The sequence below is a fragment of the Stenotrophomonas sp. Ste96 genome, assembly GCF_024519495.1.
GTDB lineage: Bacteria > Pseudomonadota > Gammaproteobacteria > Xanthomonadales > Xanthomonadaceae > Stenotrophomonas > Stenotrophomonas bentonitica_A.
In genome coordinates this window covers 282,822-307,300 of record NZ_JALJRX010000003.1, presented here as the reverse complement: position 1 = coordinate 307,300, position 24,479 = coordinate 282,822, and the positions used below count along the sequence as shown (strand labels likewise).

The window sequence follows — 24,479 nt, the reverse complement described above, 5'->3', positions numbered from 1 at the left end:
CGTAGCGGTGTTCATTTGGATTCCTCGAGAATGATGTCGGCGATGCGCTCAGCGGCATCGACCTTGGCCAGGGCACGCGCGGCGTTGGCCATCTGCATGCGTCGGGCGGAATTTTCGGACAGATCGCGCAGCACGCCTTCCAACTGCGTCGCCAGCGTTTCATCCTGCTTCAGCAACACGGCCGCGCCGCGCTCGACCAGATACTCCGCATTGCGGGTCTGGTGATCGTCGACGGCCGCCGCGAACGGCACCAGCACACTGCCCACGCCGACCGCGCAGAGCTCGGCCAGGGTGGAGGCACCGGAGCGGCACACGACCAGATCGGCCCAGGCGAACGCCTCGGCCATATCGGCGATGAAGGGTTCCACGCTTGCCTGCACGCCGGCATCGGCATAGGCCTGCAGCGCTTCGGCATGCAGCTTCTCGCCGCTCTGGTGGCGCACCTGCACCGGCATCCCGGCGCCCAGCGCAGCCAGCGCCTTGGGCACCGCGTTGTTGAGCACGCGTGCGCCCTGGCTGCCACCGAGCACCAGCAGGCGCAACGGGCCTTGGCGATTGGCCAGGCGCAGATCCGGCGGCGTGATCGCGGCGATCTCGGCACGCACCGGGTTGCCGACCGCTTCCTCGCGCTTGGCGAAGCTGCCCGGGAAACCGGCCAGCACGCGGCGCGCGACGCGCGACAGCACGCGGTTGGTCAACCCCGGGGCGCGGTTCTGTTCGTGCACCAGCAGCGGCAGGCCGTGCAGGTGCGCGGCGATGGCGCCGGGGCCGGAGGCGTAACCACCGAACGCGATCACGGCACGCGGCCGGCGATCACGGATCAGGAAGCCGGCCGCGCGGACCGCGCGCAGCAGGCGGAACGGCGCGCCGAGCAGGGCCAGCTTGCCCTTGCCGCGCAGGCCGCCGATGGCCAGCGTGTCGATGGGGATGTCGTGCTGCGGCACCAGGCGCGTTTCCATCGCGCCATCGGCACCCAGCCAGGTCACCGGCACGCCGCGCTCGCGCAGCACCTTGGCCACGGCCAGGCCGGGGAAGATGTGCCCCCCGGTACCACCGGCCATGATCATGACCGGGCGACGGGACGGATCGAGGCGAGGCGTGCTCATCCCATCCTCCCCAGCGTCGGCTCGATGCGCTGTTGCATGCGGCTGGTGCCACGGGTGGAGCTGTCGCGCGGTGCGGCATCGCGGTTGCCGCTGTCCTGCATCGCGGCGGCGACCGCACTGGCGCTCTCCGCCCTGGGCGCATCCCCCGGCAGCGGACCCTCCTGGTCGGCACCCATGCGCACGGCCTGGCGGCGCTCGGCGCGATCCAGTTCGTAGGAGACGCGCAGCAGCAGGCCCATCGCCACGCAGGTCATCAGCACGCTCGAGCCGCCCGAGGAAATCAGCGGCAGGGTCAGCCCCTTGGTCGGCAGGATGCCCAGGTTGACCCCGATCGAGACGAAGCTCTGCATGCTGATCCACAGGCCGATGCCGAAGGCGATGTAGCCGGAGAAGTGGCGCTTCATTTCCACGCAGCGCATGCCCAGCCAGAAGGTGCGGCCAACCAGCAGTGCGTACAGCGCGATGATCAGGCAGGTGCCGAGGAAGCCCAGCTCTTCGGCGGTGACCGAGAAGATGAAGTCGGTATGCGCTTCGGGCAGGTAATAGAGCTTCTGCACCGAGTTGCCCAGGCCCACGCCGGTCCACTCGCCGCGGCCCACGGCCATCAGCGCGTTGGACAGCTGGTAGCCGTCGCCCTGCTGGTCGGCCCACGGGTCCAGGAAGGAGGTGATGCGGCGCATGCGGTACGGCTCGATGATCGCCAGCGCGCTCATGCCGACCATGCCGATGATCACCGGCATGGACATGCGCGGCATGTTGACCCCGCCCAGCACCAGCATGCCGGCGGTGATGGCCAGCAGCAGCGTGGACGAACCGAAGTCCGGCTGCAGCAGCAGCAGCACCACCAGCGCGCCGGCCACGCCGAGCGGCTTGAGCATCGCCGGCCAGGTGGCATTGACCTCATCGCGGAAGCGGACCAGATAGCTGGACAACCACACGATGTAGAGCACCTTGACCGCTTCGACGGTCTGGAACTTGGAGATGCCCAGGTTGATCCAGCGGCGGGCACCGTTGACGCTGCTGCCCAGGCCCGGGATGAACACCACCACCAGCAGCGCGAAGCAGCCCAGCAGCAGGATCTGGTTGTACTGCTCGATGCTCTTGAGCTCGGTACGCATGGCGATGATCGCCAGGCCGATACCCACCGCCAGGAAGATCAGGTGGCGGTTGAGGTAGTAGAACGGGCTGCTCATCAGCGCGATCGAGCTCGACGCGACCATCACCACGCCCAGCCCGGTGAGCGCGATGATCGCGCCCAGCAGCCACTTGTCGAAGTGGCCTCCGATGGCTTCAAGGCGGGTTGCCTGGCGCGAGAGGTCGTTCATCAGCGGACCTTCAACGTGGCCAGGCCGATCAGGACCAGCACGACCGAGATGATCCAGAAGCGCACGATCACGCGCGGCTCCGGCCAGCCCTTCAGTTCGAAGTGGTGGTGGATCGGCGCCATGCGGAACACGCGCTTGCCGGTCAGCTTGAATGAGGCGACCTGGATCATCACCGACAGCGTCTCGATCACGAACACGCCCCCCATCACCACCAGCACCAGTTCCTGGCGGGTGATCACCGCGATCGTGCCCAGCACCGCGCCCAGCGCCAGCGCGCCGATGTCGCCCATGAAGACCATGGCCGGATAGGTGTTGAACCAGAGGAAGCCCAGCCCTGCGCCGGCGATCGCCGCGCAGATGATGACCAGCTCACCGGCGCCCGGGATCTGCGGGATCTGCAGGTAGCTGGAGAACACCACGTTGCCCGAGGCGTAGGCGAACACGCCCAGCGCGCAGGCCACCAGCACGGTCGGCATGATCGCCAGCCCGTCCAGGCCGTCGGTCAGGTTGACCGCGTTGGAGAAGCCGACGATCCAGAAGTAGGCGATGGCCACGAAGCTGATGCCGGCCAGCGGCAGCGCGATCGACTTGAACATCGGGATGTAGAACGTCATCGCCGCCGGGACATCGGCGGTGTAGAACAGGAACAGACCCGCCGCGAGGCCGAAGATCGACTGCAGCAGGTACTTCCAGCGCGACTTCAGGCCGTTGGGATCACGGCGGACGATCTTGATCCAGTCGTCGTACCAGCCAATCGCACCGAAGCACAGCATCACCGCCAGCACCAGCCAGACGTAGCGATTGCGCAGGTCGGCCCACAGCAGCACCGACAGCGTGATCGTCAGCAGGATCAGCGAACCGCCCATGGTCGGCGTGCCGGCCTTGGAGAAATGGGTCTGCGGCCCGTCCTTGCGGATCGGCTGGCCGCCCTTGAACTGGGCAAGCTTGCGGATCATCGCCGGGCCAAGCCACAGCGACAGGAACAGGGCGGTCAGCGCCGCGAGGATGCCGCGCAGGGTCAGGTAGCCGAACAGCCCGAACAGGCTCTCCAACTGCTGCAGCCATCGGGCCAGTTCAAGCAACATTGGGGGTTTCCTCTCCTTGCGCGAGCAGCGCTTTGACGATCGTGTCCATGGCGCTGCCACGCGAGCCCTTGACCAGGCAGCGCACGCCGGCATGCAGTTCGGTGGCGAGCGCGGCGGCCAGGGCCTGGTGGCTCTGGAAATGCTGACCGCCTTCACCGAAGGCGGTCGAGGCGGCGGCGCTCAGCGGACCGAGCGTGTACAGCCGCGCCAGGCCAGCCTCGCGCGCACGGCGGCCGGCCTGCGCATGCAGCGCCTCGCCGTCCGGGCCGAGTTCGCGCATGTCGCCGAGCACCAGCCAGCCTTCTTCCTTCGCGCCTGCCAGGGCATCGATGGCCGCGGCCAACGAGCCGGGGTTGGCGTTGTAACTGTCATCGATCAGCACCGCGCCGTTGGGCAGCTGGTGCGCGATCTGGCGGCCCGGGACCGGCTCGGCGCGGGCCAGGCCGGCGGCGATCTGCGCCACCGGAAGGCCTGCGGCCAACGCCAGCGAGGCAGCGGCCAGGGCATTGCTGATGTTGTGCCGGCCCGGCAGGCCCAGCGTGATCTCTGAATCGCCCTGCGGCGTGGACAGCACGAACTGGCTGCCCTGCGCGGCCGGACGGATCGCACGTGCGGTGACATCGGCGCTGTGGTCCAGGCCATAGCGCAGCACGCGGCAGCGCGGCGGCTGGCCGACGATGTGCTGTTCGAACCAGATCCCGAAGGCGTCATCGGCATTGATCACGGCCACGCCATCGGAGGGCAGCGCCGCGTAGATCGCACCCTTGGTGGTGGCCACGCCCTGCAGGCTGCCCATGCGCTCCAGATGCGCCGGCGCGATGTTGTTCACCAGCGCGTAGTGCGGGCGCACGATCTCGGTGAGGTAGGCGATATCGCCCGGCTTGCCGGCGCCCATCTCGTAGACGGCGTAGTCGGCATCTTCCGGCGCATCGAGGACCGCCAGCGGCAGGCCGATCTCATTGTTGCGGTTGCCCGGGTTGGCGTAGACCACCTTGCGGTCGTCCCGTGCCACCTGCTCCAGGATCGCCAGCAGCAGGCTCTTGACGCTGGTCTTGCCGTTGCTGCCGGTGATCGCGAACACCTCGGTGCCGCGGTCGCGCTGCATGCCGGCGGCGATGCGGCCCAGGGCGTGCTCGCTGTCGGCAACCACGATCTGCGGCAGGGCCACATCCAGCAGGCGCTCGACCAGCATCGCCGAAGCACCGCGCGCCAGGGCGTCGGCTGCGAATTCATGACCATCGAAACGCTCGCCGCGCAGCGCCACGTACAGGCTGCCCGGGGCAAGCGTGCGGGTGTCATTGCTGATCGCATCGATGGCGGTGTCTTCGCCATGGATCTCGCCACCGGCCCAATGGGCGATCAGCGACAGCGGCGTGCGCTTCATGGGGCCTCCCTGCGCAGCGTGCCCGCGTTGTCTACGCGCGCGGCCAGCACTCGGCCGGCCACCTCGGTGTCGTCGAAGGCGTGCTTGACCCCGTCGATCTCCTGGTAGGGCTCATGTCCCTTGCCGGCGATCAGCACGATGTCGCCCGCGCCGGCCTGGCCGATCGCAGCAGCGATCGCGGCGGCACGGTCGCGCTGCACGGTGACCGCCGCGGGTGCGTCAAATCCCTTGAGGATGTCGGCCACGATCACGTCGCCGTCTTCGCCGCGCGGATTGTCGTCGGTGACGATCACCACGTCGGCATGCTGTTCGGCGATGGCGGCCATCTGCGGGCGCTTGCCGGTATCGCGCTCGCCGCCGCAGCCGAACACGCAGACCAGGCGGCCGGCCAGATGGCCCTGCACGCTGGTCAAGGCCTGTTCCAGCGCATCCGGGGTGTGGGCGTAATCGACCACCACGGTGGGCAGCCCACCCTCGCCGCCCAGGCGGTTCATGCGGCCGGCAATCGGCTGCAGCTGCGAGAGCAGCGCGGCGATCGCGGCCGGGATGTGGTCCAGCGCATACAGCGCACCGGCTACGGCCAGCAGGTTGTCCACGTTGAAACGACCGAGCAGCGGCGACTGCACCGGATGGCGCTGGCCGTCGACCACCAGGTCGAAGGCGATGCCGCGCCCATCCAGGGTGAGCGAATCGGCGCGCAGGGTGGCCTGTGCGGCACCGCGCGAGCTGACGCCGATCGGGCGGACGCTCGCGCCGACGGTGCGCAGCAGCTCGCTGCCGAAGCTGTCATCGAGGTTGACCACGGCAGCCTTCAGACCATCGCGGTGGAACAGCCTGGCCTTGGCCGCACCGTACTGCGCCATGTCACCGTGATAGTCGAGATGGTCGCGGGTGAGATTGGTGAACACCGCCACGTCGTAATGCACGGCGTCCACGCGGCCCTGGTCGAGCGCGTGCGAGCTGACTTCCATCGCCACGGCCTGGGCGCCGGCATCGCGCAGCTGCGCCAGCACCTCATGCATCTGCAGCACCAGCGGCGTGGTGAACCCGGTCGGCACGACGTTGCCGTACAGACCCACGCCCAGCGTGCCGATGCTGCCACTGGCGGTGCCGAGCAGGTGCCAGGCCTGGGCCAGCAGCTGCACGGTGGACGTCTTGCCGTTGGTGCCGGTCACCCCGACCATCGTCATCGCGCGCGAGGGATGGCCGTGGAACTGGTCGGCCATCGCGCCCATGCGGTTGCGCAGACCCGGCACGGCGATCGCATCGGCCGGCGCCGGCAGCTCGGCCGGGGCCGGCGGGTCGAACAGGATCGCTGCAGCGCCATTGGCGCGCGCCTGGTCGACAAACCCCAGCCCGTGCGCGCCGAAACCGGCGATCGCCACGAAGGCGTTGCCCGGGCGCACTGCGCGGCTGTCCAGCACCAGGCCGGTGAGGGTCGGATCGTGGCTCAGTGCCACATCGGGAAGCAACTGCGAAAGCAACATCGTCTGGCTCATTGGGTGCCTCCCTGCGCGGGCGGCACCGTTGCGTGCGCGCTGGGCAGCGCGGCATCGAATTCTGCGGCGGCGTCGGGGGCGATCACCGTTTCCGGCGGCGGCATCGGCAGCACCGAGGCCGAGTGGCCCATCTTTCCGGACTGCTGGGCGGCCAGCCACGACTCGATGTCGTCCGGCGGCACGTCCATCAGGCGCAGGGCGCCTTCCATCACGTTGTGGAACACCGGTGCGGACACCAGGCCGCCGTAGTACTTGCCGGCCTGCGGGTCGTTGATGACGATCACCGTGGCAAAGCGCGGGTTGGTGGCCGGCACCACACCGGCGAACAGCGCGTTGTAATGCCCGCGCTCGTACCCGCCCGGGCCGGCCTTTCGGGCCGTACCGGTCTTGCCGGCCACGTGGTAGCCCAGCACCGCGGCCTGCTTGGCGCCGCCCTGGGTGACCACGGTTTCCATCATCGCCACCACTTCCTTGGCGATGCTCTCATCGATGATCTGCTTGCCTTCGTTGCGCTGGCCCTTGACGAAGGTCGGCGCGATCAGCTTGCCGCCGTTGCCCAGCGCCGAGTACGCCGTGGCGATCTGCAGCGGGGTGACATTCAGGCCGTAGCCGTAGGACATGGTGGTCTTGGACGAGCCGCTCCAGCGCGCCGGACGCGGCAGCACGCCGGCCGATTCGCCGGGGAAGCCGCTGTGCGGCGACACGCCGTAGCCGAAGCTGTGCACGTGGTCGTAGAAGACCTGGTCCGGCATCTTGGCCGCGATCTTGGCCGCGCCGATGTTCGAGCTGCGGGTGATCACGCCGGTGACGTTGAGCACGCCGTTGTTGCGCGGCACGTCCTTGATGGTGAACCGGCCCACGGCCATGTAGCCCGGGTTGGTATCCACCGTGGTGTCCTTGGTGACCACGCCGGACTGCAGCGCCGAGGCGATGGTCAGCGGCTTCATGGTCGAACCCGGCTCGACCAGGTCGGTCACCGCGCGGTTGCGACGGGTGTCCGGTGCCGCGCCGCCAACGGCGTTGGGGTTGTAGGTCGGCAGGTTGACCATGGCCAGCACTTCACCGGTGGCCACGTCCATGATCACCATCGAGCCGCCGGCCGCCTTGTTGGCGATCAGCGCGTTGCGCAGCTCCTTGAAGGCCAGGAACTGGATGCGGCGGTCGATGCTGAGGGTGAGGTCCTTGCCCGGCTCGGCGGCGCGCAGCAGATCGCTCTCGACGGTGTCGCCCTTGCGGTTGCGGATCACCCGCTTGGCGCCGGCCTTGCCGCGCAGCCATTCGTCGAAGGCCAGCTCCAGTCCTTCCTGGCCGCGGTCGTCGATGTTGGTGAAGCCGAGCACGTGCGCCATCGCCTCACCCTGCGGGTAGAAGCGACGGAACTCGCGCTGCGAGGCCACGCCCGGGATCTTCAGCGCGACCACCTTCTCCGCGTCGTCCGGATTGATCCGGCGGCGCAGGTACATGAATTCCTTGTCCGCCTTCTGCGAGAGCTTGGAGGTCAGCTCGTCCAGCGGCATGCCCAGCGCGGTGGCCAGCTCCGGGATGCGGTCCGGCGAACGCAGCAGTTCCTGCGGGTTGACCCAGATAGAGGCGACCGGGGTGGACACCGCCACCGGTTCGCCATTGCGGTCGGTGATCATGCCGCGCGAGGTGTTGATCGGCAGTTCGCGCAGGTAACGCGCTTCGCCCTGGCGCTGGTAGAACTCGCTGTTGATGATCTGCACGTAGGCGGCGCGACCGACCAGCGAGACCGAGCACAAGCCGAGCGCCAGCCCCACCCACTTCAGGCGCTGGCGGAGGTTGAAGCTGTTGCGCGCACGGTTGCGCCCGGACTTGTTCATGGCCGGATCACCACGACATCGGCCGCTTCGGGGAACTTCATGCCCAGGCGCTCGCGGGCGACGCGGTCGACCCGGGTGGCCTCGGCCAGAGTGGCCTGCTCGAGCTGCAGGCGACCGAACTCGATGTTGATCTCATCGCGCGCCCGCTCGACCCGGGACAGCTCCACGAAGGTCTGGCGGTGGCGATGGCGCATGAACACCACGCCGATCGCCGAGGCGACGGTGCAGGCCAGCAGCACGATCAACAGCAGGCGGCTCATCCGGCCACCTCGCACTTCTCGGCGACGCGCAGCACGGCGCTGCGCGAGCGCGGATTGACCGCCAGCTCGTCATCGTCGGCCTTGATGGCGCCGCCGTGCAGCACCAGGGTCGGCACGAACGGCTGCGCCTCGGGCAACCGGCGGTTGCTCGGCGGGGCCTTGGCATGGCGGTTCATGAACTGCTTGACGATGCGGTCTTCCAGCGAATGGAAGCTGATCACGGCCAGGCGGCCACCGGGCTTGAGGCGCGCCAGGGCGGCATCCAGGCCGGCCTCGAGGTCGGCCAGTTCGCGGTTGATGTGGATGCGGATCGCCTGGAAGCTGCGCGTGGCCGGGTTGATCTTGTCCTTGCCACGCGGCATCACGGCGGCGATGGCATCGGCCAGTTCGGCGGTGCGGCTGAACGGCTGCTTCTCGCGGCGGGCCACCAGCGCGCGGGCGATGCGCCGGCTCTGGCGCTCTTCGCCATAGGTCCACAGGATATCGGCGATCTCGCGCTCTTCGGCACGGTTGAGCCACTGCGCCGCGCTTTCGCCGCTGTCCGGGTCCATGCGCATGTCCAGCGGGCCATCCTTGCCGAAGCTGAAGCCACGCTCGGCGACATCCAGCTGGGGCGAGGACACGCCCAGGTCGAACAGCACGCCATCCAGGCCCTGCGCGGTGGCCTCCCAGTGCAGCAGATCGGCGAAGCTGCCACGGAAGATCGAGACGCGCGGGTCCGGCGCGAAATCACGCTCGGCTACCGCAATCGCCTCGGGATCCTTGTCCATGACCAGCAGCCGGCCTCCGGGACCGAGTTGCTCGAGCACGCCGCGGGCGTGACCGCCACGACCGAACGTGCCATCGAGATACACTCCGTTTTCGATCACCTTCAGGCCATCCAGGACCTGCGTGTACAGGACCGGCAGGTGGCCTGCCGGCGACTGCGACACCGGAAGGTGACCGGTCTGCGCTGCTCCGCGCATCCGGGCACCCCGGCTCACAACTTCAGGTCGAGCAACCCATCGCCGAGATCCTCGTCAGACAACGTCTGCTGGATCAACGCGCGATGAGCCTGCTCGCTCCACAATTCGAATTTGTCGCCCATACCGAGCAGCACCGCCTTCTTTTCAATGCCAACGGCACCACGGTGGCTGGCGGGAATACTGATGCGGCCGTTGCCGTCCAGCTCCAGATGCGCGGCCGAACCGACCAGCTTCTGTTGCAGGAGGCGCACGACGCGCTGTGTGTTGGGCTTGGACATGACGTCATCACGGACGCGTTCCCATTCCTGTTCGGCGTACAGCCAGAGGCAGCCGGACTCGAACGGGTTGTAGGTCAGGACCAGACGGTTGTTGCTCACACGCGCGACAAGGTCGCGATGCGCGGTCGGAACCGCCATGCGCCCTTTGTCGTCAACAGTGATGGCCGTCTCGCCTTGAAACACGACGTTTTCACCTTTCCTTCGCCTGGTGAAACATTGAACCACGAAAAACCACAAAAAACCCGGTTTCCCCTCTGATGCCCACCTTAGCAGTGCCGATCGGGTTGTCAACAACTTTGCGAAGGGGAAATCACTTTGAACATCAAGGGCTTGCAGCAATGTTTAGAGACTTGTTCAAGGCTTATCCACAAGTTGCTGTTTCGTCTCATTTTTTGAGATTTCGCCGAAGTTCAGGCCTGTGGAGACCGCGTGAAACATCGCCGCGTATTCAGTCCTGACGCGGTCGGCATCGTCTCGCCGCTGCGCAGAACCGGCACAATGTGAGGCATGTGTCTGCTCGCCCTCGCATGGAAAACACACCCCCTCTGGCAGCTGGTGATGGCCGGCAACCGCGATGAATTCCACGCGCGGCCCACCGCCGCGCTGGCACGCTGGTCTCCGCCGGATGAAGCCGTGGCCGCCGGCCGCGACCTGCGCTCGGGTGGGACCTGGGCCGGGATCGGCGCGCAGGGGCGGATGGCGGTGGTGACCAATGTCCGCGACCCGCTGGCCCGGCAGACCGGCCCCTCGCGCGGCGCCCTGGTGGCCGGCTACCTGCGCGACGATGCGCCGGCGGCCGTCTTCGCCGACCAGCTCGCCGCGCGCGCGGTGGAATTCGCCCCCTTCAACCTGGTGCTGGCCGACCGCGACAGCTGCCAGTTCCTGGGCAACCATCCCCTGCACCGCCAACCGCTGGCCCCGGGCATCCATGGCGTGTCCAACGGGCCGCTGGACGCGCCGTGGCCGAAAACCGTGACATTGAACGCAGCGCTGCGCGCGTGGGTGGACGCCGCCAGCGAGGACCTGACCCCGCTGTGGGACGCCCTGCGCGATGAGACCCGCGCCGACGACCGCGCCCTGCCCGACACCGGCATCGGCCTGGCGCGCGAGCGCTGGCTGTCCTCCGCCTTCATCCGCAGCCCCGAGTACGGCACCCGCGCCAGCACGATCATCGCGCTGGACGCCAACGGCCACGGCTTCATCGCCGAACGCCGGTTCGATGCGGAGGGTGACTGCATCGGCGAGACCCGGCTGACGACCACGCAGCTGTCTGCGCCGAGGTGACGTGAATGTGGGACAATGCGCGCGGCGGAGTCGGCCAGACAGTCGCGTCATCCCTTGCGGATGCCGAGGAAAGTCCGGGCTCCACAGGGCAAGGTGCCAGGTAACGCCTGGGCGGCGCGAGCCGACGGAAAGTGCAACAGAAAGATACCGCCTACGTTTCCTTCGGGAAGCCGGTAAGGGTGAAATGGTGCGGTAAGAGCGCACCGCGAGTCTGGTAACAGACCGGCACGGCAAACCCCACCTGGAGCAAGACCAAATAGGGACCTAATGGCGTGGCCCGCGTCGGGTCCGGGTAGGTTGCTCGAGCGCTGCGGTGACGCAGCGCCTAGAAGAATGACTGTCCACGACAAAACCCGGCTTATCGGCCGGCTCCGCCGCTTTTTTCGTCATGACGAAAAAAGCCCAAGGTTTGCAGCGCAGACCTTGGGCCCCGGGCCACCAGCGCCCAATTCCCCGCGGCTGTCGCCGCGCCCCCCTTTACTAAGGGGGGCTGTGCATCCAGACGGTTTGCGTGGGCCGGCATTCAATCTGCACGCGCGGTAGCCACCCCATGGGTGGCTGCCTCACGTTCTGGCACCGCGTGCAGCCACCCGTGGAGTGGCTACCTTCTTTGGCACTGCGTGCAGCCACCCGTGGGTGGCGCGACCGGCCGATCAACCGCCGTACAGGGCTTTTCTGGGGGCACCGGTGAGTTCGGCGGCGAGCTTGGCTGCGGTGGACGGCGGGAGGTGTTCGCTGAGCTTGGCGTACATGCGGCGGCCGGCGGCCAACTGAGCCTCCTCATCGTCGGCCGCGCCCTGCACCATCACCACGAACTCGCCCTTGCGCTGGTTGTCGTCCGCCTCGACCTGCTGCAGCAGCGAGGCCAGGTCGCCGTCCAGCACGGTCTCGAACAGTTTGGTCAGTTCGCGCGCCAGCACCGCCGGCCGCTCGGGCCCGAACGCAGCCATCATGTCCGCCAGCGATTCGGTGATCCGGTGCGAGGATTCGTAGAACACCAGGGTGCGGGTCTCACCGGCCAGCGCGTTGAGGCGCTCGCGGCGGCCGGAGGCCTTGGCCGGCAGGAACCCTTCGAAGGTGAAGCGGTCGCTGGGCAGGCCGGCCACGCTCAGTGCGGCAATCGCCGCGCAGGCGCCGGGCACCGGGCTGACCTTGATTCCGGCTTCGCGCGCGGCGCGGACCAGGCGGTAGCCCGGATCGCTCACCAGCGGGGTGCCGGCGTCGCTGACCAGCGCCAGCGACTCACCGGCCAGCAGGCGCGCCACGATCCGCTGCGACAGCGCTTCCTCATTGTGATCGTGCAGCGCCACCAGTGGCTGCTGGATGCCGAAGTGGGCCAGCAGCTGGCCGCTGCGGCGGGTGTCCTCGGCGCAGATCGCGGCCACCGAACGCAGCACGTCCTGTGCCCGCGGGGTCAGATCGGCGAGGTTGCCGATCGGGGTGGCAACGACATACAGCGTGGGGACAGCACTCATCAGCGGCTCTTCCGTGGTCAAGGGTAGAATCGTACCGTTCCCCGGCCACGGCCGCTGCCCCCATCGAATGGACCTGATCATGAACAAGCCCGTCGTAAGGATCTCCGCCCTTTCGTTGTCGCTGATGCTGCTTGCCGGCTGCGCCACGACCAGCTTCACCAGCGCGCCGGAATCGCCGGCCCAGAGCCAGGCCCTGGCCTTGATCGAGCAGGGCAAGCCGCGCGATGCGGCGCTCCAGCTTGAAGCGCTGGCCAACACCCTGCGCGGCAGTGCCCGCAGCGCTGCCCTGGCCGATGCCGCCTTTGCCTGGCACGAAGCCGGCGATGCCACCCGTGCCCGCACGCTGCTGGCCCAGGTCACCGCGCGCCAGCTCAGCGGCGCCAGCCTGCAGCGCTACCAGCTGACCACCGCCGAACTGGCGCTGGCCGACAAGCAGCCGGCACAGGCGCTGGCCGCGCTGAAGGATTCGGCCGATGCGGTCACCCCCTCGCTGCGCACGCGCTGGCAGCTGGCCCGCGCCAACGCGCTGCAGGCCACGGGTGACAACCTCGGTGCCGCACTCGAGCGCGCCCGTGCGCACGCCGCACTGACCGGCAAGGCGCGCAGCGACAACCAGCAGGCCATCGCCGGCCTGCTCGGCACGCTGGACGATGCCACCCTGCGCGCCCGCGCCGCCGCACTGCCGGCCAATGAGCCGCTGTACAACTTCGCCGGCCGTGCGCTGATCGCCCGCGGCCTGCCGCTGCCGCGTCCCTTCGATCGCGAAGGCGCCTCGCAGTTCGACACCAGCAAGCGCCCGCCGGCGATGAGCGATGGCTACCGCCCACCGGTGAAGATGGCCGTGCTGCTGCCGCTCAGCGGCCGCCTGGCCACCGCCGCGCAGCCGGTCCGCGATGGCCTGCTCAGCGGTTACTACGGTGAAACCCGCCGCCGCCCGGACATCCAGTTCATCGATACCGCCGGCACCGCGGCCGGGGCCGTGGCGGCCTACGACAAGGCCGTGACCGCCGGCGCCGATTTCATCGTCGGCCCGCTCGGCCGCGACGAAGTGGATGCCGTGTTCGGTCGCCGCGAGCTGCCGGTGCCGGTGCTGGCGCTGAACCGCGGCAAGGACACCCCGCCGGCCGGCAGCGCCGGTTTCTCGCTGGCCCCGGAAGACGACGGCATCATCGCCGCCGAGTATCTTCGCGGCCGCGAACGCAGCAAAGTGCTGGTGATCCACAGCAACGATGACAACGGCCGCCGTGCCGCTGCCGCCTTCCGCGAGCGCTTCGCGCAGCGTGGTGGCCAGGTGGTGGCGACGATCGGCGTCAGCGACACCGTCGGTGATATCGGCGCGCAGGTGCGTGCCGCCGGTGCCATCGACGGCGTGCTGCTGGCGGTCAAGGCACCGCAGGCGCGTGCGCTGACGCCGCAACTCGCACTGGCCGGTGCGGGCGGCGCCACCCGCGTCGGCACCTCCCAGCTCACCGTCGGCGCCGGCAAGCCCGAAGAAGACATGGCGCTGGACGGCATCGTCTACCCGAACGAAGCCTGGAACGTGCGCGGCGTGCCCGGCCTGCCAGCCGCATCCACCGCCGGGCAGATCCTGCCCTCGGCACGTGGCGCCTCCGGTCGGCTGTTCGCGTTTGGTTTCGACGCCTGGAAGATCAGCGCCTACCTGGACAAGGTCGCCACCGAAGGCGGCCTGGCCGGCGCCACCGGCACCCTGTTCCTGGACAGCAACGGCAACGTGCTGCGGGTACCGGCGTGGTCGACCTTCAGCGGCGGCCGGCCGATGCCGATCGCCAGCAGCAACTGATCGGCGTGCCGACAGGGCGCGCGCTACGTGGCGCGGCGGTGGAAGCCGCCGCACAGCAGCATCTCCGTGAGGCCGGGCTGCGCCCGGTCACCACCAACGCGCGTTATCGCCGCGGTGAGATCGACCTGATCATGCGCGACGGCGATGTCGTCGTGTTCGTGGAAGTGCGCTACCGCGCCAGTGCCCGCTTTGGCGGCGGCGCGGCCTCGGTGGACCTGCGCAAGCGACGCAAGCTGGTGATCGCCGCGCAGTTGTTCCTGCAATCGCATCCCTGGCTGGCCGAGCAGCCCTGCCGCTTCGACGTGGTTGAAGCCAGTGGCGAGCCGCCGCAGCTGAACTGGCTGCGCGACGCGTTCCGGCTGGAAGACTGCTGATGCCGGCGAGCGTTACCCGCGCCTCATTCCACCGCCGTCGTGGTGCGCCGCGCCGATGCGCCCCAGCCGATACCCGGACTCGATGATGACCACCGCCCTGCCCGCTGCGTTTGCTGCCACCCTGCATGCCCTGCTTGGCGAGGACGGCTGGCGCACCGATGACAGCGCACTGGACGCACATGCGCAGGACAACTCCTGGCGGCACACGCGCCCCGCAGGCGTGGCGTTCCCGCGCGATCGCGGGCAGGTGGTCGCCCTGGTCCGCGCCTGCCGCGAGCACCACATCGCCCTGGTCGCGCGTGGCGCCGGTACCGGCACCACCGGCGCGGCGGTGCCGATCGAAGGCAGCATCGTGCTCTCGTTCGCGCGCATGAACCGCATCCTCGCCATCCAGCCCGGCGACCGCTGCGCGGTGGTCGAACCCGGCGTGCTCAACGGCGACCTGCAGCAGGCGCTGATGCCTCATGGTCTGTTCTGGCCACCAGACCCTTCCAGCGCGGAGATCTGCAGCATCGGCGGCAACCTGGCCTGCAACGCAGGCGGCCCGCGCGCGGTGAAGTACGGCACCAGCCGCGACAACGTGCTGGGCCTGGTGGCGGTGACCGGTGCCGGCGAACTGATCACCTGCGGCGGGCCGTACACCAAGGATGCCACCGGCTACGACCTGACCCATCTGCTGGTGGGCAGCGAAGGCACGCTGGCGCTGATCGTGGAGGCGACCTTGAAGCTGACCCCGCTGCCGGTGACACAGGCCGGGCTGCGCGTGCTGTACCGCGATGCGGATGCCGCCGCCGCGGCTGTGTCGCGCCTGATGTCGCAGCCGGTCGTGCCCACGCGGTTGGAGTTCATGGACGCGCGCAGCTTGGAGCTGCTGCGTGGCAATGGTGCCGAGGTGCCCGAGGCCGGCGCGATGCTGTTGGTCGAAGCCGATGGCGACCACGACACCCTGCCCTATCTGCTGCAGGCGCTGGCTGCTGCTGCCGAGGGTGACGGCATGATCGCGTTGGACGTGGCCATGGAAGGGGCCGCGCGCGAAAAACTGTGGGCCGCACGCAAGGCGCTGTCGCCCGCGCTGCGCAGCATCGCCCCGGGCAAGATCAACGAAGACGTGGTGGTGCCGGTGTCGCGCATTCCGGACCTGGTATCCGGCGTGCAGGCACTAGCACACGAGTACACGCTGACCATCGTCACCTTCGGTCATGCCGGCAACGGCAACCTGCACGTCAACATCCTCTACCACCCGGAAGATGCCGACGAGAATGCACGCGCGCACGCCGCACTGCCGAAGATCTTCGAACTGACGTTGGCGCTGGGTGGCACGTTGTCGGGCGAACACGGCATCGGCCTGGCCAAGCGCGACTTCATGGCCAAGGCGTTCACCCCGGAAACGCTGGCGACGATGCGCGCGATCAAGGCCGCGCTGGATCCGGATGGCATCCTCAACCCGGGCAAGGTGCTGCCACCGGCTTAGCGATTGGTGGCGGTCAACACCGCCCCGACCGGCACATGCGAAAGGCTGTTTTTGCCTGCCGTGCGTTGGCCGAGCACGCGGCTATGCGGCGCACGCGGCATGAGTGGGCACGCAGAAGGGGGATCCCTTTGCAACGCAAAGGGATCCGACCCTACAGGGTTTACCAGCTGTAGCTCAGGCCCACCTGGGCGCTGGTCTGGTGGTAACCCGAGGCACGCTGCAACGACAGCCCACCCCACGCGCCCACGCCATTGGCAAATTTCAGCGACGCACCGGCACTGAACTCGCCACGGCTGCGTGGAATGCGCGCGTCCACCGCCTCATCGTCCATCAGCACGCCCGACGCCGCACGCTGGTGCAGCCAGTGCGCAGCCACATACGGCTGCACCTGCGCGGCGCTCGTGCCCCACCGGGTCACGCCGGAAAGGCGCACGCCCGCACGGCCGAACAACCCATCGGCATCGCGCGTGGTCACAACCGTGCCGTTGGCTTCGGTGTGGCGCAGATCATCCCAGCGGTTGTACCCGACCTGCAGCTGCGGCTCCAGGTAGAGGCCGCCGTTGGCAGCACCACCTACGCGCACCGCATAACCCGCTTCCACCGCGCCCTGCCACGCCTTGCTGTCATAGCGCTCCGGGGTCAGGGCCAGGCCTTCCACCCGGTTGCGGAACTGCGAACGCTGCAGCGAACCATCCACATAGAACCCTGCATACGGATCTTCATGCGGTGCGCGCCAGGTGCCATACACACCCAGTGCGGCGCCCTTCACCTTGCCGCGCGCGTAGTAGCCGGTCAGCGCATTGGTGGAGGTGCTGCCGGCGTTGCCGGCCGACAGCATGACGCCGAAGGCGCTGCCGTCCGCGTTGCGCAGCAGGTCCGCCCCCACGCTCAGCGCCTGGCTGTTGCCCTGCACATCCAGCTGGCGGCTGACCGCATCGAAGCCACTGCGCGAACCGTCCACCCGCGCCCAGCCGCGGCCACCGTTCTGGCCTGCCTGGCGGTCGTGGTAGCCCAGGCGGAACATCACCTGCGAAGCGGTCAGATTGGCCAGGTAGGCACCGCCTTCCGGGCGCAGCACCGGTACTACCGGGCCGCCGCAGTCGGGCAGCGTCGGATCGGCATCGCACGGGTCCGGCGGGGTCGGCAGCTGCGAGCGCAGGTACCAGTTACCCTCGCCACCGGCCACGCCGCCCTTGTGCAGGAAGTACTCGTACTGCCCGCCCACCGCGCGCCCGGCCAGATCGAACTGGCCGTTGGATGCCCCGTCCACGCGGATCAGCTCGATGCCATCCACCGTCTGCGCGCCGGCGCCGCCCACGTTGTTGACCGCCACCTTGGCGGTGCCGCTGGTATCGCCCAGCACGTGCAGCAGGTCGGTGCTGGACCCATCGGCGCCCAGCACGGTGTTGAACAGCACGGTGCCGCCGTTGCCGGTGAAGGTGTCCACGCTGAGCGTATTGAAGGTGCCACCATCGCCCAGCGCCAGCGTGCCGCCATCGTTGAGCGCCAGCGTGCCCACGCTGCTGTCGCCGCTCATCTGCCAATGGCCGCCGTTGTCCAGCGTGGCGCTGGTGACGTTGGTGAACGCACCGGTGATGCTGCCGCCGTTGGACAACGTCACGTGGCCCTGGCTGCCATCGTCGCCCACCACGATGTTGCCGCGCAGAGCGCTGGATTGAACGTCGAAGTGGGCGATGGGCAGGTCAGTACCCGTCGTCGACACTTCCAGCAGGTTGCCGTTGCCGCCAATCAACTGGCTGCCATTGCGCACGGCAATGCGTGTCTCTGCCGAAGCGCCGCCGCTGGAGGTTCCCAGTACCGAGATGGCCGGTCCGGCAAGGCCTTCCACGGTCGAGCCGTCGATGACGTTCTCACCGGGCACCTCCATGCTGTAGTCGCCCACCCTGAGCCGGATGCCGGCAGCTACGCCCTCAATGCGGCTGCCGCCAAGGACGCTGAGGCGACCACCGAACGAGTTGATGCCAACGTTGCCACCCGCGACGGAGGTATTGGAGAGCGTCAGCTCCGTGCGGGAACCCATGTTCACCGCATTGACATCGGATCGGATCGTACTGCCACTGACGTTCACCGTCGTCCTTTCTGGCGAAGTGTCGGAATATGCGACCCGCAACGCCTCACGATTGGTGCTGGTCAGGGATGAATTGGAGATGGTGGCCGTACCCAGGACGTTCACAGCGAAAGAGCCGGGACTGGAGACCGTAGCACCATCCATAAGCAGGGTCCCTGCGCCGTTCATGGAAATGTCGATGAGCTGCGCGCCAGGCTGCACGATCAGCGTGCCGCCGGTTCCCACCGTCCAGCGTTCGGCAGGCGCCCCCGGCCCCAACACTACTTCACCATCGGCCGGAACCACGCCGGCAAAAGCAGCGGGGGTCGCGGTGGCGAGGGCGGCCATGAGGGCCAGGGTCAATCGGCGGTGCTGAATGGGATTCATGGAAAGCGTTCCTGTTTGAAGGATCAGGCAGCCGAATAGCGCAGCTGCGCAGGCCGGTAATGGCCGCTACTGTGTCCGTCGTGCCGAATCAATCACATTCAATTAGTTGTAAAAATGTGCGATTACGACAACAAGTTACGTGTTGTTAATACTGGCGCGCAGGAACGTGATGGATATGTGAGCGGCGTTGCCGGCATGCCTGGACCAACTGCCGCCCGCACGACGCGCCCTACCAGTAATCCACGTTCAGCACGGCTTCGCCTTTGATCTGACCGGGTTTCAGGGCTTCATTCAACCGGATATAGCGTGCGGTGAACGGATGGTCGTGCACGCCGCCGGTACCCGGATCGAAGTCCCACGATTGTCCGAACTGCATCTCCCTGCCATTGCGCAGCAATTGCACCCGCACCCCCTGGGCGTCCGAATCGGCTGTGGGCGTCAGCTGACTCCCCGTATTGCCCGCGTCGCCGGCATCGACCAGCGTCATGCGCGCACGCGGCGGGTCGATACCGCAGTTCATGCGGATCGCCACCACTTTCTCACGGGCCGTACTGCCGGGCGTCGACAGCTCCGCTATCTGAACCTCCTGGAGGGTTTCGTCGACGTCCTGCAACGGGCAGGTGGTTGCCGGAAATTCGATGCGCAGACGCACCGGCATGACGGTGTTGACGGCCGGCCTCTCCACTGAGGTCATCGTCAGCGTCCCGCGGGTCTCGAAGGTGCGCATCCGGCCGCCCCGGCTGAAAACATAGAACTGTGGCGCGAATGCTGCGCGGCCCTCCCCGCTGACGTCCGCCAGATAGGGAACCTCCTCCCCATTGCGCAGCGCCACTTGGTCCCATCCGAACGTCTGCACTTGGGTGACCGCCAGCAATGCCGAATCCGGCGATGCCTCATACGCCGGCATGACGATTCCGTTGTAGGTGACATCCCCTACCGGCAGCAGATCCGGCATGTCCAAGCGGACACTGGTCTGGAACGGCGGACCGACGCAATCCAGGATGGTGATGGCCCCCGGAACCTGCCACATCCATACCTTGGGCGCTTCGGGGTAAGTGTCATACCGCAGATCCCGGTCCACTGGCCACATGATGGTGGAGCAGGCCTGGGCGCCCCCCGCAACCAGACAGGCACCGAGCATTACCCACGATGCGCTACGTTTACTCATAGTCTGCCGTCACCGTAATCTCGGTCTGCACCGCACCCGCCTTCGCCGCGCCCACCGTGGGCAGGTAGTAGCCGGCGCGCAGGACGAAGGTGGCGGTCGAACCGGTCACCGGCACGTCGATGCCGGTATCGCCGTTCTTCAGATACGTCGTGCCCGTGGCGCCCTGCAGCAGCGCAATGGAGACGCCATCGGCCGCATCGGCGGCAGCCGTATTCTTCCAGCGCTCTGCGTCGCCATCAGCGGCGGTACCGGCGAAGGACAGCGTGGCCTTGGTCACGCCCACGCAACCGCTGAAATCGAGGCTGCCGGTCTTGAGCTTGTTGTCGCCCTGGGTGAGCTCGTCGGCTTTCACCGGATCCAGCGCGATGGCGGGCGCGTTCAACGTGCAGGTACCCGGCAGCACGCGGCCGCTGATGGTCAGCGTGGTGGTAACGGCCAACGCGGTGGGTGTGGTGGCAATCAATGCGAGGAGGGTGGCGCTACGCAGGGCAACAGCATTCATGGGGAATCTCCTGTGGAAGGGAATGGCGGATCAGGGGGTTGCGGGAGCGGCGGCCTGCAGGCCCCGCACGGGGGCAGCCAAGGGCACGCACAGCGCCTGGCTCCACGACAGGCCATAGCCATCGGGCGCACCGGGCATGCGGTATTCCAGACGGCAGCGCTGCGTGCCGTCCGGGTCGACAATCAATGCGCCGGCATCGTGCGCACCGCGCAGCTGGATGACGCCGCCCTGCCCGACGGCGCCCTTGGGCGTGCCGGATTCGTCTTCCACCCGCGCAGCGAACGGCAACGGCTGGCCGAGGGCATCGGTGGCGTCGATGAACAAGATGCGCTCGCGACGCGCGCCGAATTCCACACGCACGATGCTGCCCGCCGTGGGCGCTACCCGCTGCGAGGTCTGCAGCAGTTCCACCTCGATCGGCAGGCCGGACGGGTCCAGATCGATCTGGTTCCAGCGATACGGACTGATGTGCGGCAGCAGCGCGTAGCCATTGCCAGCCACGCGCACCTGGCCGCCATGGCCGACGCGCGCGCCCTGCGCACCATCGGCATGGATGAGCGCAAAGCCCTCGCCCGCCGGCGGGCCCAGGTTCATGCCGCCGCGATGCAGGGCGACGCTGCCGCTGGCACCCAGCGACAGGGCGCGGTAAACACCGCTGCGGCCGTAAGCCCGCGGTGACGTTGCCACGGCTGCCCTGGTACGCGGCGTAGGCGCTGGCGTTACCCTGGCTGCCGTTGCCGTCGCTTGCCGACAAGCTGTAGCTGAATGCACGGTGTTCGCCCAGTACGCCGTGGATGCCCAGCTGTGCCTGCGTGCCGCTGGCGGCATGGCTGAGCTGGCTGCCCAGGCGCGGCGTGTTGGGGCTGCGGCCAAGTGGCACGCTGACGGTAAGCGCATAGCGCGTGTCCTGGTGCCCTTCGCCAATCTGGTAGCGCAGCGCGGAGACGCCGATATTGGCCACGGCCACCACGGTCTGCATGCCCAGCTGCACGTCGTTGTGGCGGCGTGCGCTGTCCCAGTACCGGGTATGACCACCGCTGAGGTACAGCGTGCTGCGCTGGCCCAGCTTCTGCGAGAAGTTCATCTGGTAGCGCTGGCGGGCGCGGCTGGCATAGCCCCAATCGTCACTGCGTACGCGTGCGAAATCGCCCAGCGACAGGTAGCCACGTGTGCTGTAGCGGTAAGCGGCCAGACCGAAGTTGGTGCCGCTGCGCGCAACGTAGCGCTGGTAGTTGATGCGAAGGCTGTTGCCGCTGACCGGCCCGGCATGCAGCGGCTGCGCGCGCGAATGGGTAACGTCGGCACCGAAGGCACCCACTGGTGTGTTGAACGCTGCGCCGGCCAGCAGCGAGCGGTAATCTTCGCCCAACTGGGCGCCGCCCAGCAGGGTCAGTCGGTTGCTGATGCCGCGTGCGTAGGTGGCTTCGGCAAAGCGCAGTTCTTCCCAGCGATCGCTGGTGTCGCGCAGCTGGCCCACGGTGGCGCTGAAACGGCTGGCGCCGGGACGCAACGCCTGCGGGACGGCGGAGAAGTTGACGTTGAAACGCTGCTCGCGACCGTCAGGCTCGGTAACGGTCACTTCAAGATCGCCACCGAAATGGGTGGGATACAGATCCTCGATGACGAACGGGCCCGGCGCCACCGTGGTTTCGTGGATGACGTTGCCGTTCTGGCGGATGCGCACCACTGCGTTGCCCTCGGCAATGCCACGCACGACCGGCGCAAAGCCGCGCAGCGAGTCCGGCAACATGCGCTCGTCGCTGGCCACGCGCAGGCCGGTGAAGGCCACGCTCTCGAAAAGCTCGCCGCCGGTGTTGCTTTCGCCCAGCAGCAGCTGGCTGTTCCAGCCGGTCAGTTCGCGCTGCAGCGTACTGCCGATCACATCGCGGCGGCGACCGTCGCTGCCATGGCTGATGGACGAGCGATGCCGCAGTCGCCACGCGCCCAGGTTCAGGCCGGCGTTGACGCCGAGGTAGGTGCTGTCGCGGCCACCGCTGCGGGTGTGGTTTAGGCTGTAATCGAAGAAGCCGGCAGTGATGCCACGATCGCGCTGGTCCGGTGCCACATGGCCGCGCGCGCGACGCGCCTGCGCCGCCTGCGGAAGACCGATGCGCAGCTGCAGCGTACCGCTGTCAATCGCCACGGTGGCGCCTTTGATCAGACCGGGCAGATCGACGCAGGCGTCGGGGCCATCACCCAGCTGGGCACGGATGTCGTCCTTCAGATCCAGCTGACGCACTACTGCCGTGGGCAGGCACATCACGCCATCGCGCACACCGATATCCACGTTGCGCTGAAAGGCGTCGTTGACCAGCAGCTCCAGCGGGTAGTGGCCATCGGGTAATGGATTTCCCTGCGCGTAGCGCTGCATGTCGATGGCCTGGCCACCGATGAGGAAGCCGTCGCTGAACTCCACATCATCGGCAGCCGCCGACGCGATACCGGTCGAGCACAGCACGATGGCGACGGCCGCACACAAGGCCCGGCGCGGTACAGGAAGGGGGGTGGGAGAGAAACGCAGTGTCATGGAGGAATTTCAGGTTGCGGCCCGCACAGGCGCGAACGTCGCAGCGAAGATTAGGCAGGCGTGTCCCACATGCCCATGCAACTTGTTGCAATTCCAGCAAGGCCGCTCCCGGCCATGCGCACGTGGCGAGCGCCAAGGCTTCGCGTCTGGTCCGACCTGCGTACGAAGGCCGATCACCTCATCGCGCGCACGTGTCGACGCAGCGTCTGCTCATCGAGTGGACTGCCTGCGACGTCGTGTATCCGCGCCTCCTTTTGCAACTAGTTGCATTGGTTGTCCGCCGCCCCGCCTGCAGACTGCGCGCTGTCGATCGGGCGCCGAGCGTTCGTCGGCGTTCCTTTTCTGATCTACCAAGAGAATCCCATGTCGAACATCATCCGCGCGCTGGGCGCTTGCCTGCTCGTTGCCGTTGCGCCATCCGCCTTCGCCGAGAAGCTGGAGATCACCGGCGAGATCATGCCCACCACCTGCGAGGTGCAGGCTGCCGCTGGCACCATCACCGTGCCGATGGGCAAGGTTGAACTGACCTCGATCAATGCCGATACCCGTGCTGGCCAGAAGAACTTCAGCATCCTGCTGGACTGCTCCGGCTCGGGCGCCGCGCAGGACGTAGGCGTGCGCTTCGGTGGCGCGCCGCATGGCACCACCGGCAACCTGGCGCTGAATGCTGGCTCGAGCGCCACCAACGTGGGCGTTGCGCTGTACGACTTCGCCGGCAACCACCAGAAGATCGGTGAGGACCCGGTGCAGTGGGTGACCATCCCCGCCGCCGGCAGCGGCCAGCTTGACTACAGCGCGTGGTACGCCTCGCCGAGCCAGAATGCCACCGCCGGTAGCGCCAATGCGTCCGGTGATTTCGTGGTCGTCTACAAGTAAGCCCGCGCCTGTTTCCGGCCCGGCCCGGGCCGGGCCGGAAACAGCTTGTACAAGAGTCAAGCCATGAATCTCCGAGCAACCGTGTGTGTCGCCCTGCTGGCTGGCGCGATATCGATCCCTGCGCATGCCGCCGTGACCCTGCAGGGCACGCGCATCGTGCATGACGCGAGCAAAGGCCGCGACGTGACCGTGCAGGCCAGCAATCGCGGCGAACAGCCCGCTATGGTGCAGGTGTGGATCGACAACGGTGACAGCCAGGCACGACCCGAGCATGTGCGTACGCCGTTCCGGCTGACCCCGGCCGAACCGCGCCTGCTGCAGGCACATCAGGGCCAGGCGTTCCGCGTCACCTATGCCCCACGCCCAGGCGAAGCGCCGCTGCCAACCGATCGCGAATCCCTGTTCTATTTCAATCTGTTGGACATCCCGCCCAAGCCCAAGGACGCCGCGGGCAGGAACCTGTTGCAGTTTGCGGTGCGCACGCGGGTGAAGCTGTTTCATCGGCCCGAAGGATTGCAGGGTGCGGCGCGCGATGCCGCGGCGGCATTGCAGTGGTCGGCCGATGGCGACGCATTGCAGGTACGCAACCCCAGCGCCTACCACGTGACACTGAGCACGCTCACCTTGGCCGATGGCCGCAAGCTGGACGTGGACATGATCGCGCCGGGCACTGAGGTACGGTTGCCGTTGCCGCAGGGCACGACGATGCCGGCCACGGTGAGCTTCCAGTGGTTGGACGATTACGGCACGCCGCGCAACCACGATGCGCCCGTAGGCCCATGAGCACCGCACTCGTGCAACCT

The 24,479-nt window shown here is 67.8% G+C and carries 20 protein-coding genes, 1 other RNA gene and 1 pseudogene; 7 read left to right on the top strand and 15 right to left on the bottom strand.

Going from position 1 to position 24,479, the window contains the following annotated elements:
• Positions 1-11 precede the first annotated feature (11 nt).
• Genes murG through mraZ form a run of 9 tightly spaced genes read right to left on the bottom strand, consistent with a single transcriptional unit; the run spans position 12 to position 9,926 of the window.
• Positions 12-1,106: an undecaprenyldiphospho-muramoylpentapeptide beta-N-acetylglucosaminyltransferase gene (murG, locus tag OC373_RS10690; RefSeq protein ID WP_070426623.1), complete on the bottom strand. Its 1,095-nt coding sequence runs from the start codon at positions 1,104-1,106 to the stop codon at positions 12-14.
• Positions 1,103-2,431 (bottom strand): putative lipid II flippase FtsW, encoded by a 1,329-nt coding sequence (gene ftsW / locus OC373_RS10685; protein ID WP_070426622.1) that lies wholly within the window; start codon positions 2,429-2,431, stop codon positions 1,103-1,105. Before ftsW ends, murG begins: the two co-directional genes overlap by 4 nt.
• Positions 2,431-3,516: a phospho-N-acetylmuramoyl-pentapeptide-transferase gene (gene mraY, locus OC373_RS10680; protein WP_019182488.1), complete on the bottom strand. Its 1,086-nt coding sequence runs from the start codon at positions 3,514-3,516 to the stop codon at positions 2,431-2,433. Before mraY ends, ftsW begins: the two co-directional genes overlap by 1 nt.
• The gene (gene murF, locus OC373_RS10675; RefSeq protein WP_070426621.1) at positions 3,506-4,900 is read right to left on the bottom strand and encodes a UDP-N-acetylmuramoyl-tripeptide--D-alanyl-D-alanine ligase; all 1,395 of its coding nucleotides are present in this window, start codon (positions 4,898-4,900) and stop codon (positions 3,506-3,508) included. The genes mraY and murF overlap by 11 nt, the downstream gene beginning before the upstream one ends.
• On the bottom strand, positions 4,897-6,399 hold the full coding sequence (locus tag OC373_RS10670) for a UDP-N-acetylmuramoyl-L-alanyl-D-glutamate--2,6-diaminopimelate ligase (protein ID WP_070426620.1): 1,503 nt from the start codon (positions 6,397-6,399) through the stop codon (positions 4,897-4,899). Before OC373_RS10670 ends, murF begins: the two co-directional genes overlap by 4 nt.
• Positions 6,396-8,240 (bottom strand): penicillin-binding transpeptidase domain-containing protein, encoded by a 1,845-nt coding sequence (locus tag OC373_RS10665; protein ID WP_070426619.1) that lies wholly within the window; start codon positions 8,238-8,240, stop codon positions 6,396-6,398. Before OC373_RS10665 ends, OC373_RS10670 begins: the two co-directional genes overlap by 4 nt.
• Positions 8,237-8,500, bottom strand: coding sequence for a cell division protein FtsL (gene ftsL / locus OC373_RS10660; protein WP_019182492.1), 264 nt, complete (start codon positions 8,498-8,500; stop codon positions 8,237-8,239). The genes OC373_RS10665 and ftsL overlap by 4 nt, the downstream gene beginning before the upstream one ends.
• Positions 8,497-9,465: a 16S rRNA (cytosine(1402)-N(4))-methyltransferase RsmH gene (gene rsmH, locus OC373_RS10655; RefSeq protein ID WP_070426618.1), complete on the bottom strand. Its 969-nt coding sequence runs from the start codon at positions 9,463-9,465 to the stop codon at positions 8,497-8,499. The genes ftsL and rsmH overlap by 4 nt, the downstream gene beginning before the upstream one ends.
• A 14-nt stretch (positions 9,466-9,479) precedes the next feature.
• Complete coding sequence (gene mraZ / locus OC373_RS10650) at positions 9,480-9,926, bottom strand: division/cell wall cluster transcriptional repressor MraZ (RefSeq protein WP_019182494.1); 447 nt, start codon at positions 9,924-9,926, stop codon at positions 9,480-9,482.
• A gap of 324 nt (positions 9,927-10,250) precedes the next feature.
• Between mraZ and OC373_RS10645 the strand changes: the two genes are divergently transcribed.
• Both OC373_RS10645 and rnpB read left to right on the top strand, forming a co-directional pair.
• A complete protein-coding gene (locus tag OC373_RS10645; RefSeq protein WP_070426617.1) occupies positions 10,251-11,027 on the top strand; it encodes an NRDE family protein in 777 nt (258 codons plus the stop codon).
• Positions 11,028-11,053: 26 nt separating this feature from the next.
• Positions 11,054-11,404: RNase P RNA component class A (gene rnpB, locus OC373_RS10640), an RNA gene on the top strand.
• Between the two features lie 276 nt (positions 11,405-11,680).
• Here the strand turns inward: rnpB and rsmI are convergent.
• Positions 11,681-12,502 (bottom strand): 16S rRNA (cytidine(1402)-2'-O)-methyltransferase, encoded by an 822-nt coding sequence (rsmI, locus tag OC373_RS10635; RefSeq protein ID WP_070426616.1) that lies wholly within the window; start codon positions 12,500-12,502, stop codon positions 11,681-11,683.
• A gap of 79 nt (positions 12,503-12,581) precedes the next feature.
• On the opposite strand from rsmI, the gene OC373_RS10630 reads away from it, so the two are divergent.
• The 3 genes from OC373_RS10630 (at position 12,582) to OC373_RS10620 (ending at position 16,148) form a co-directional block, all read left to right on the top strand.
• Positions 12,582-14,303, top strand: coding sequence for a penicillin-binding protein activator (locus tag OC373_RS10630; RefSeq protein ID WP_070427532.1), 1,722 nt, complete (start codon positions 12,582-12,584; stop codon positions 14,301-14,303).
• Positions 14,304-14,308: 5 nt separating this feature from the next.
• On the top strand, positions 14,309-14,677 hold the full coding sequence (locus tag OC373_RS10625) for a YraN family protein (protein WP_070427533.1): 369 nt from the start codon (positions 14,309-14,311) through the stop codon (positions 14,675-14,677).
• A gap of 85 nt (positions 14,678-14,762) precedes the next feature.
• On the top strand, positions 14,763-16,148 hold the full coding sequence (locus OC373_RS10620) for an FAD-linked oxidase C-terminal domain-containing protein (protein WP_070426615.1): 1,386 nt from the start codon (positions 14,763-14,765) through the stop codon (positions 16,146-16,148).
• 160 nt (positions 16,149-16,308) lie between these two features.
• On the opposite strand, the gene OC373_RS10615 is transcribed toward OC373_RS10620, so the two are convergent.
• From OC373_RS10615 to OC373_RS10595, 5 genes and pseudogenes are all read right to left on the bottom strand, one after another.
• Positions 16,309-18,189 (bottom strand): autotransporter outer membrane beta-barrel domain-containing protein, encoded by a 1,881-nt coding sequence (locus OC373_RS10615; protein ID WP_261997672.1) that lies wholly within the window; start codon positions 18,187-18,189, stop codon positions 16,309-16,311.
• A 643-nt stretch (positions 18,190-18,832) separates the two neighbouring features.
• A complete protein-coding gene (locus OC373_RS10610; RefSeq protein ID WP_261997671.1) occupies positions 18,833-19,771 on the bottom strand; it encodes a fimbrial protein in 939 nt (312 codons plus the stop codon).
• Positions 19,764-20,273 carry a fimbrial protein gene (locus tag OC373_RS10605; RefSeq protein WP_261997670.1) on the bottom strand — a complete coding sequence of 170 codons (510 nt, stop codon included), beginning with the start codon at positions 20,271-20,273 and terminating at the stop codon, positions 19,764-19,766. Before OC373_RS10605 ends, OC373_RS10610 begins: the two co-directional genes overlap by 8 nt.
• Before the next feature lie 30 nt (positions 20,274-20,303).
• Entirely contained in the window at positions 20,304-20,960 is a 657-nt protein-coding gene (locus OC373_RS10600; RefSeq protein ID WP_261997669.1) for a fimbria/pilus outer membrane usher protein, read from the bottom strand.
• 58 nt (positions 20,961-21,018) lie between these two features.
• A pseudogene (locus OC373_RS10595) lies at positions 21,019-22,644 on the bottom strand (fimbria/pilus outer membrane usher protein); the annotation flags it as partial.
• 519 nt (positions 22,645-23,163) lie between these two features.
• Between OC373_RS10595 and OC373_RS10590 the strand changes: the two are divergent.
• Together OC373_RS10590 and OC373_RS10585 are read left to right on the top strand one after the other, a co-directional pair.
• On the top strand, positions 23,164-23,676 hold the full coding sequence (locus OC373_RS10590; RefSeq protein WP_261997668.1) for a fimbrial protein: 513 nt from the start codon (positions 23,164-23,166) through the stop codon (positions 23,674-23,676).
• Between the two features lie 63 nt (positions 23,677-23,739).
• Positions 23,740-24,459 carry a fimbria/pilus periplasmic chaperone gene (locus OC373_RS10585; RefSeq protein ID WP_261997667.1) on the top strand — a complete coding sequence of 240 codons (720 nt, stop codon included), beginning with the start codon at positions 23,740-23,742 and terminating at the stop codon, positions 24,457-24,459.
• Positions 24,460-24,479: the final 20 nt, after the last annotated feature.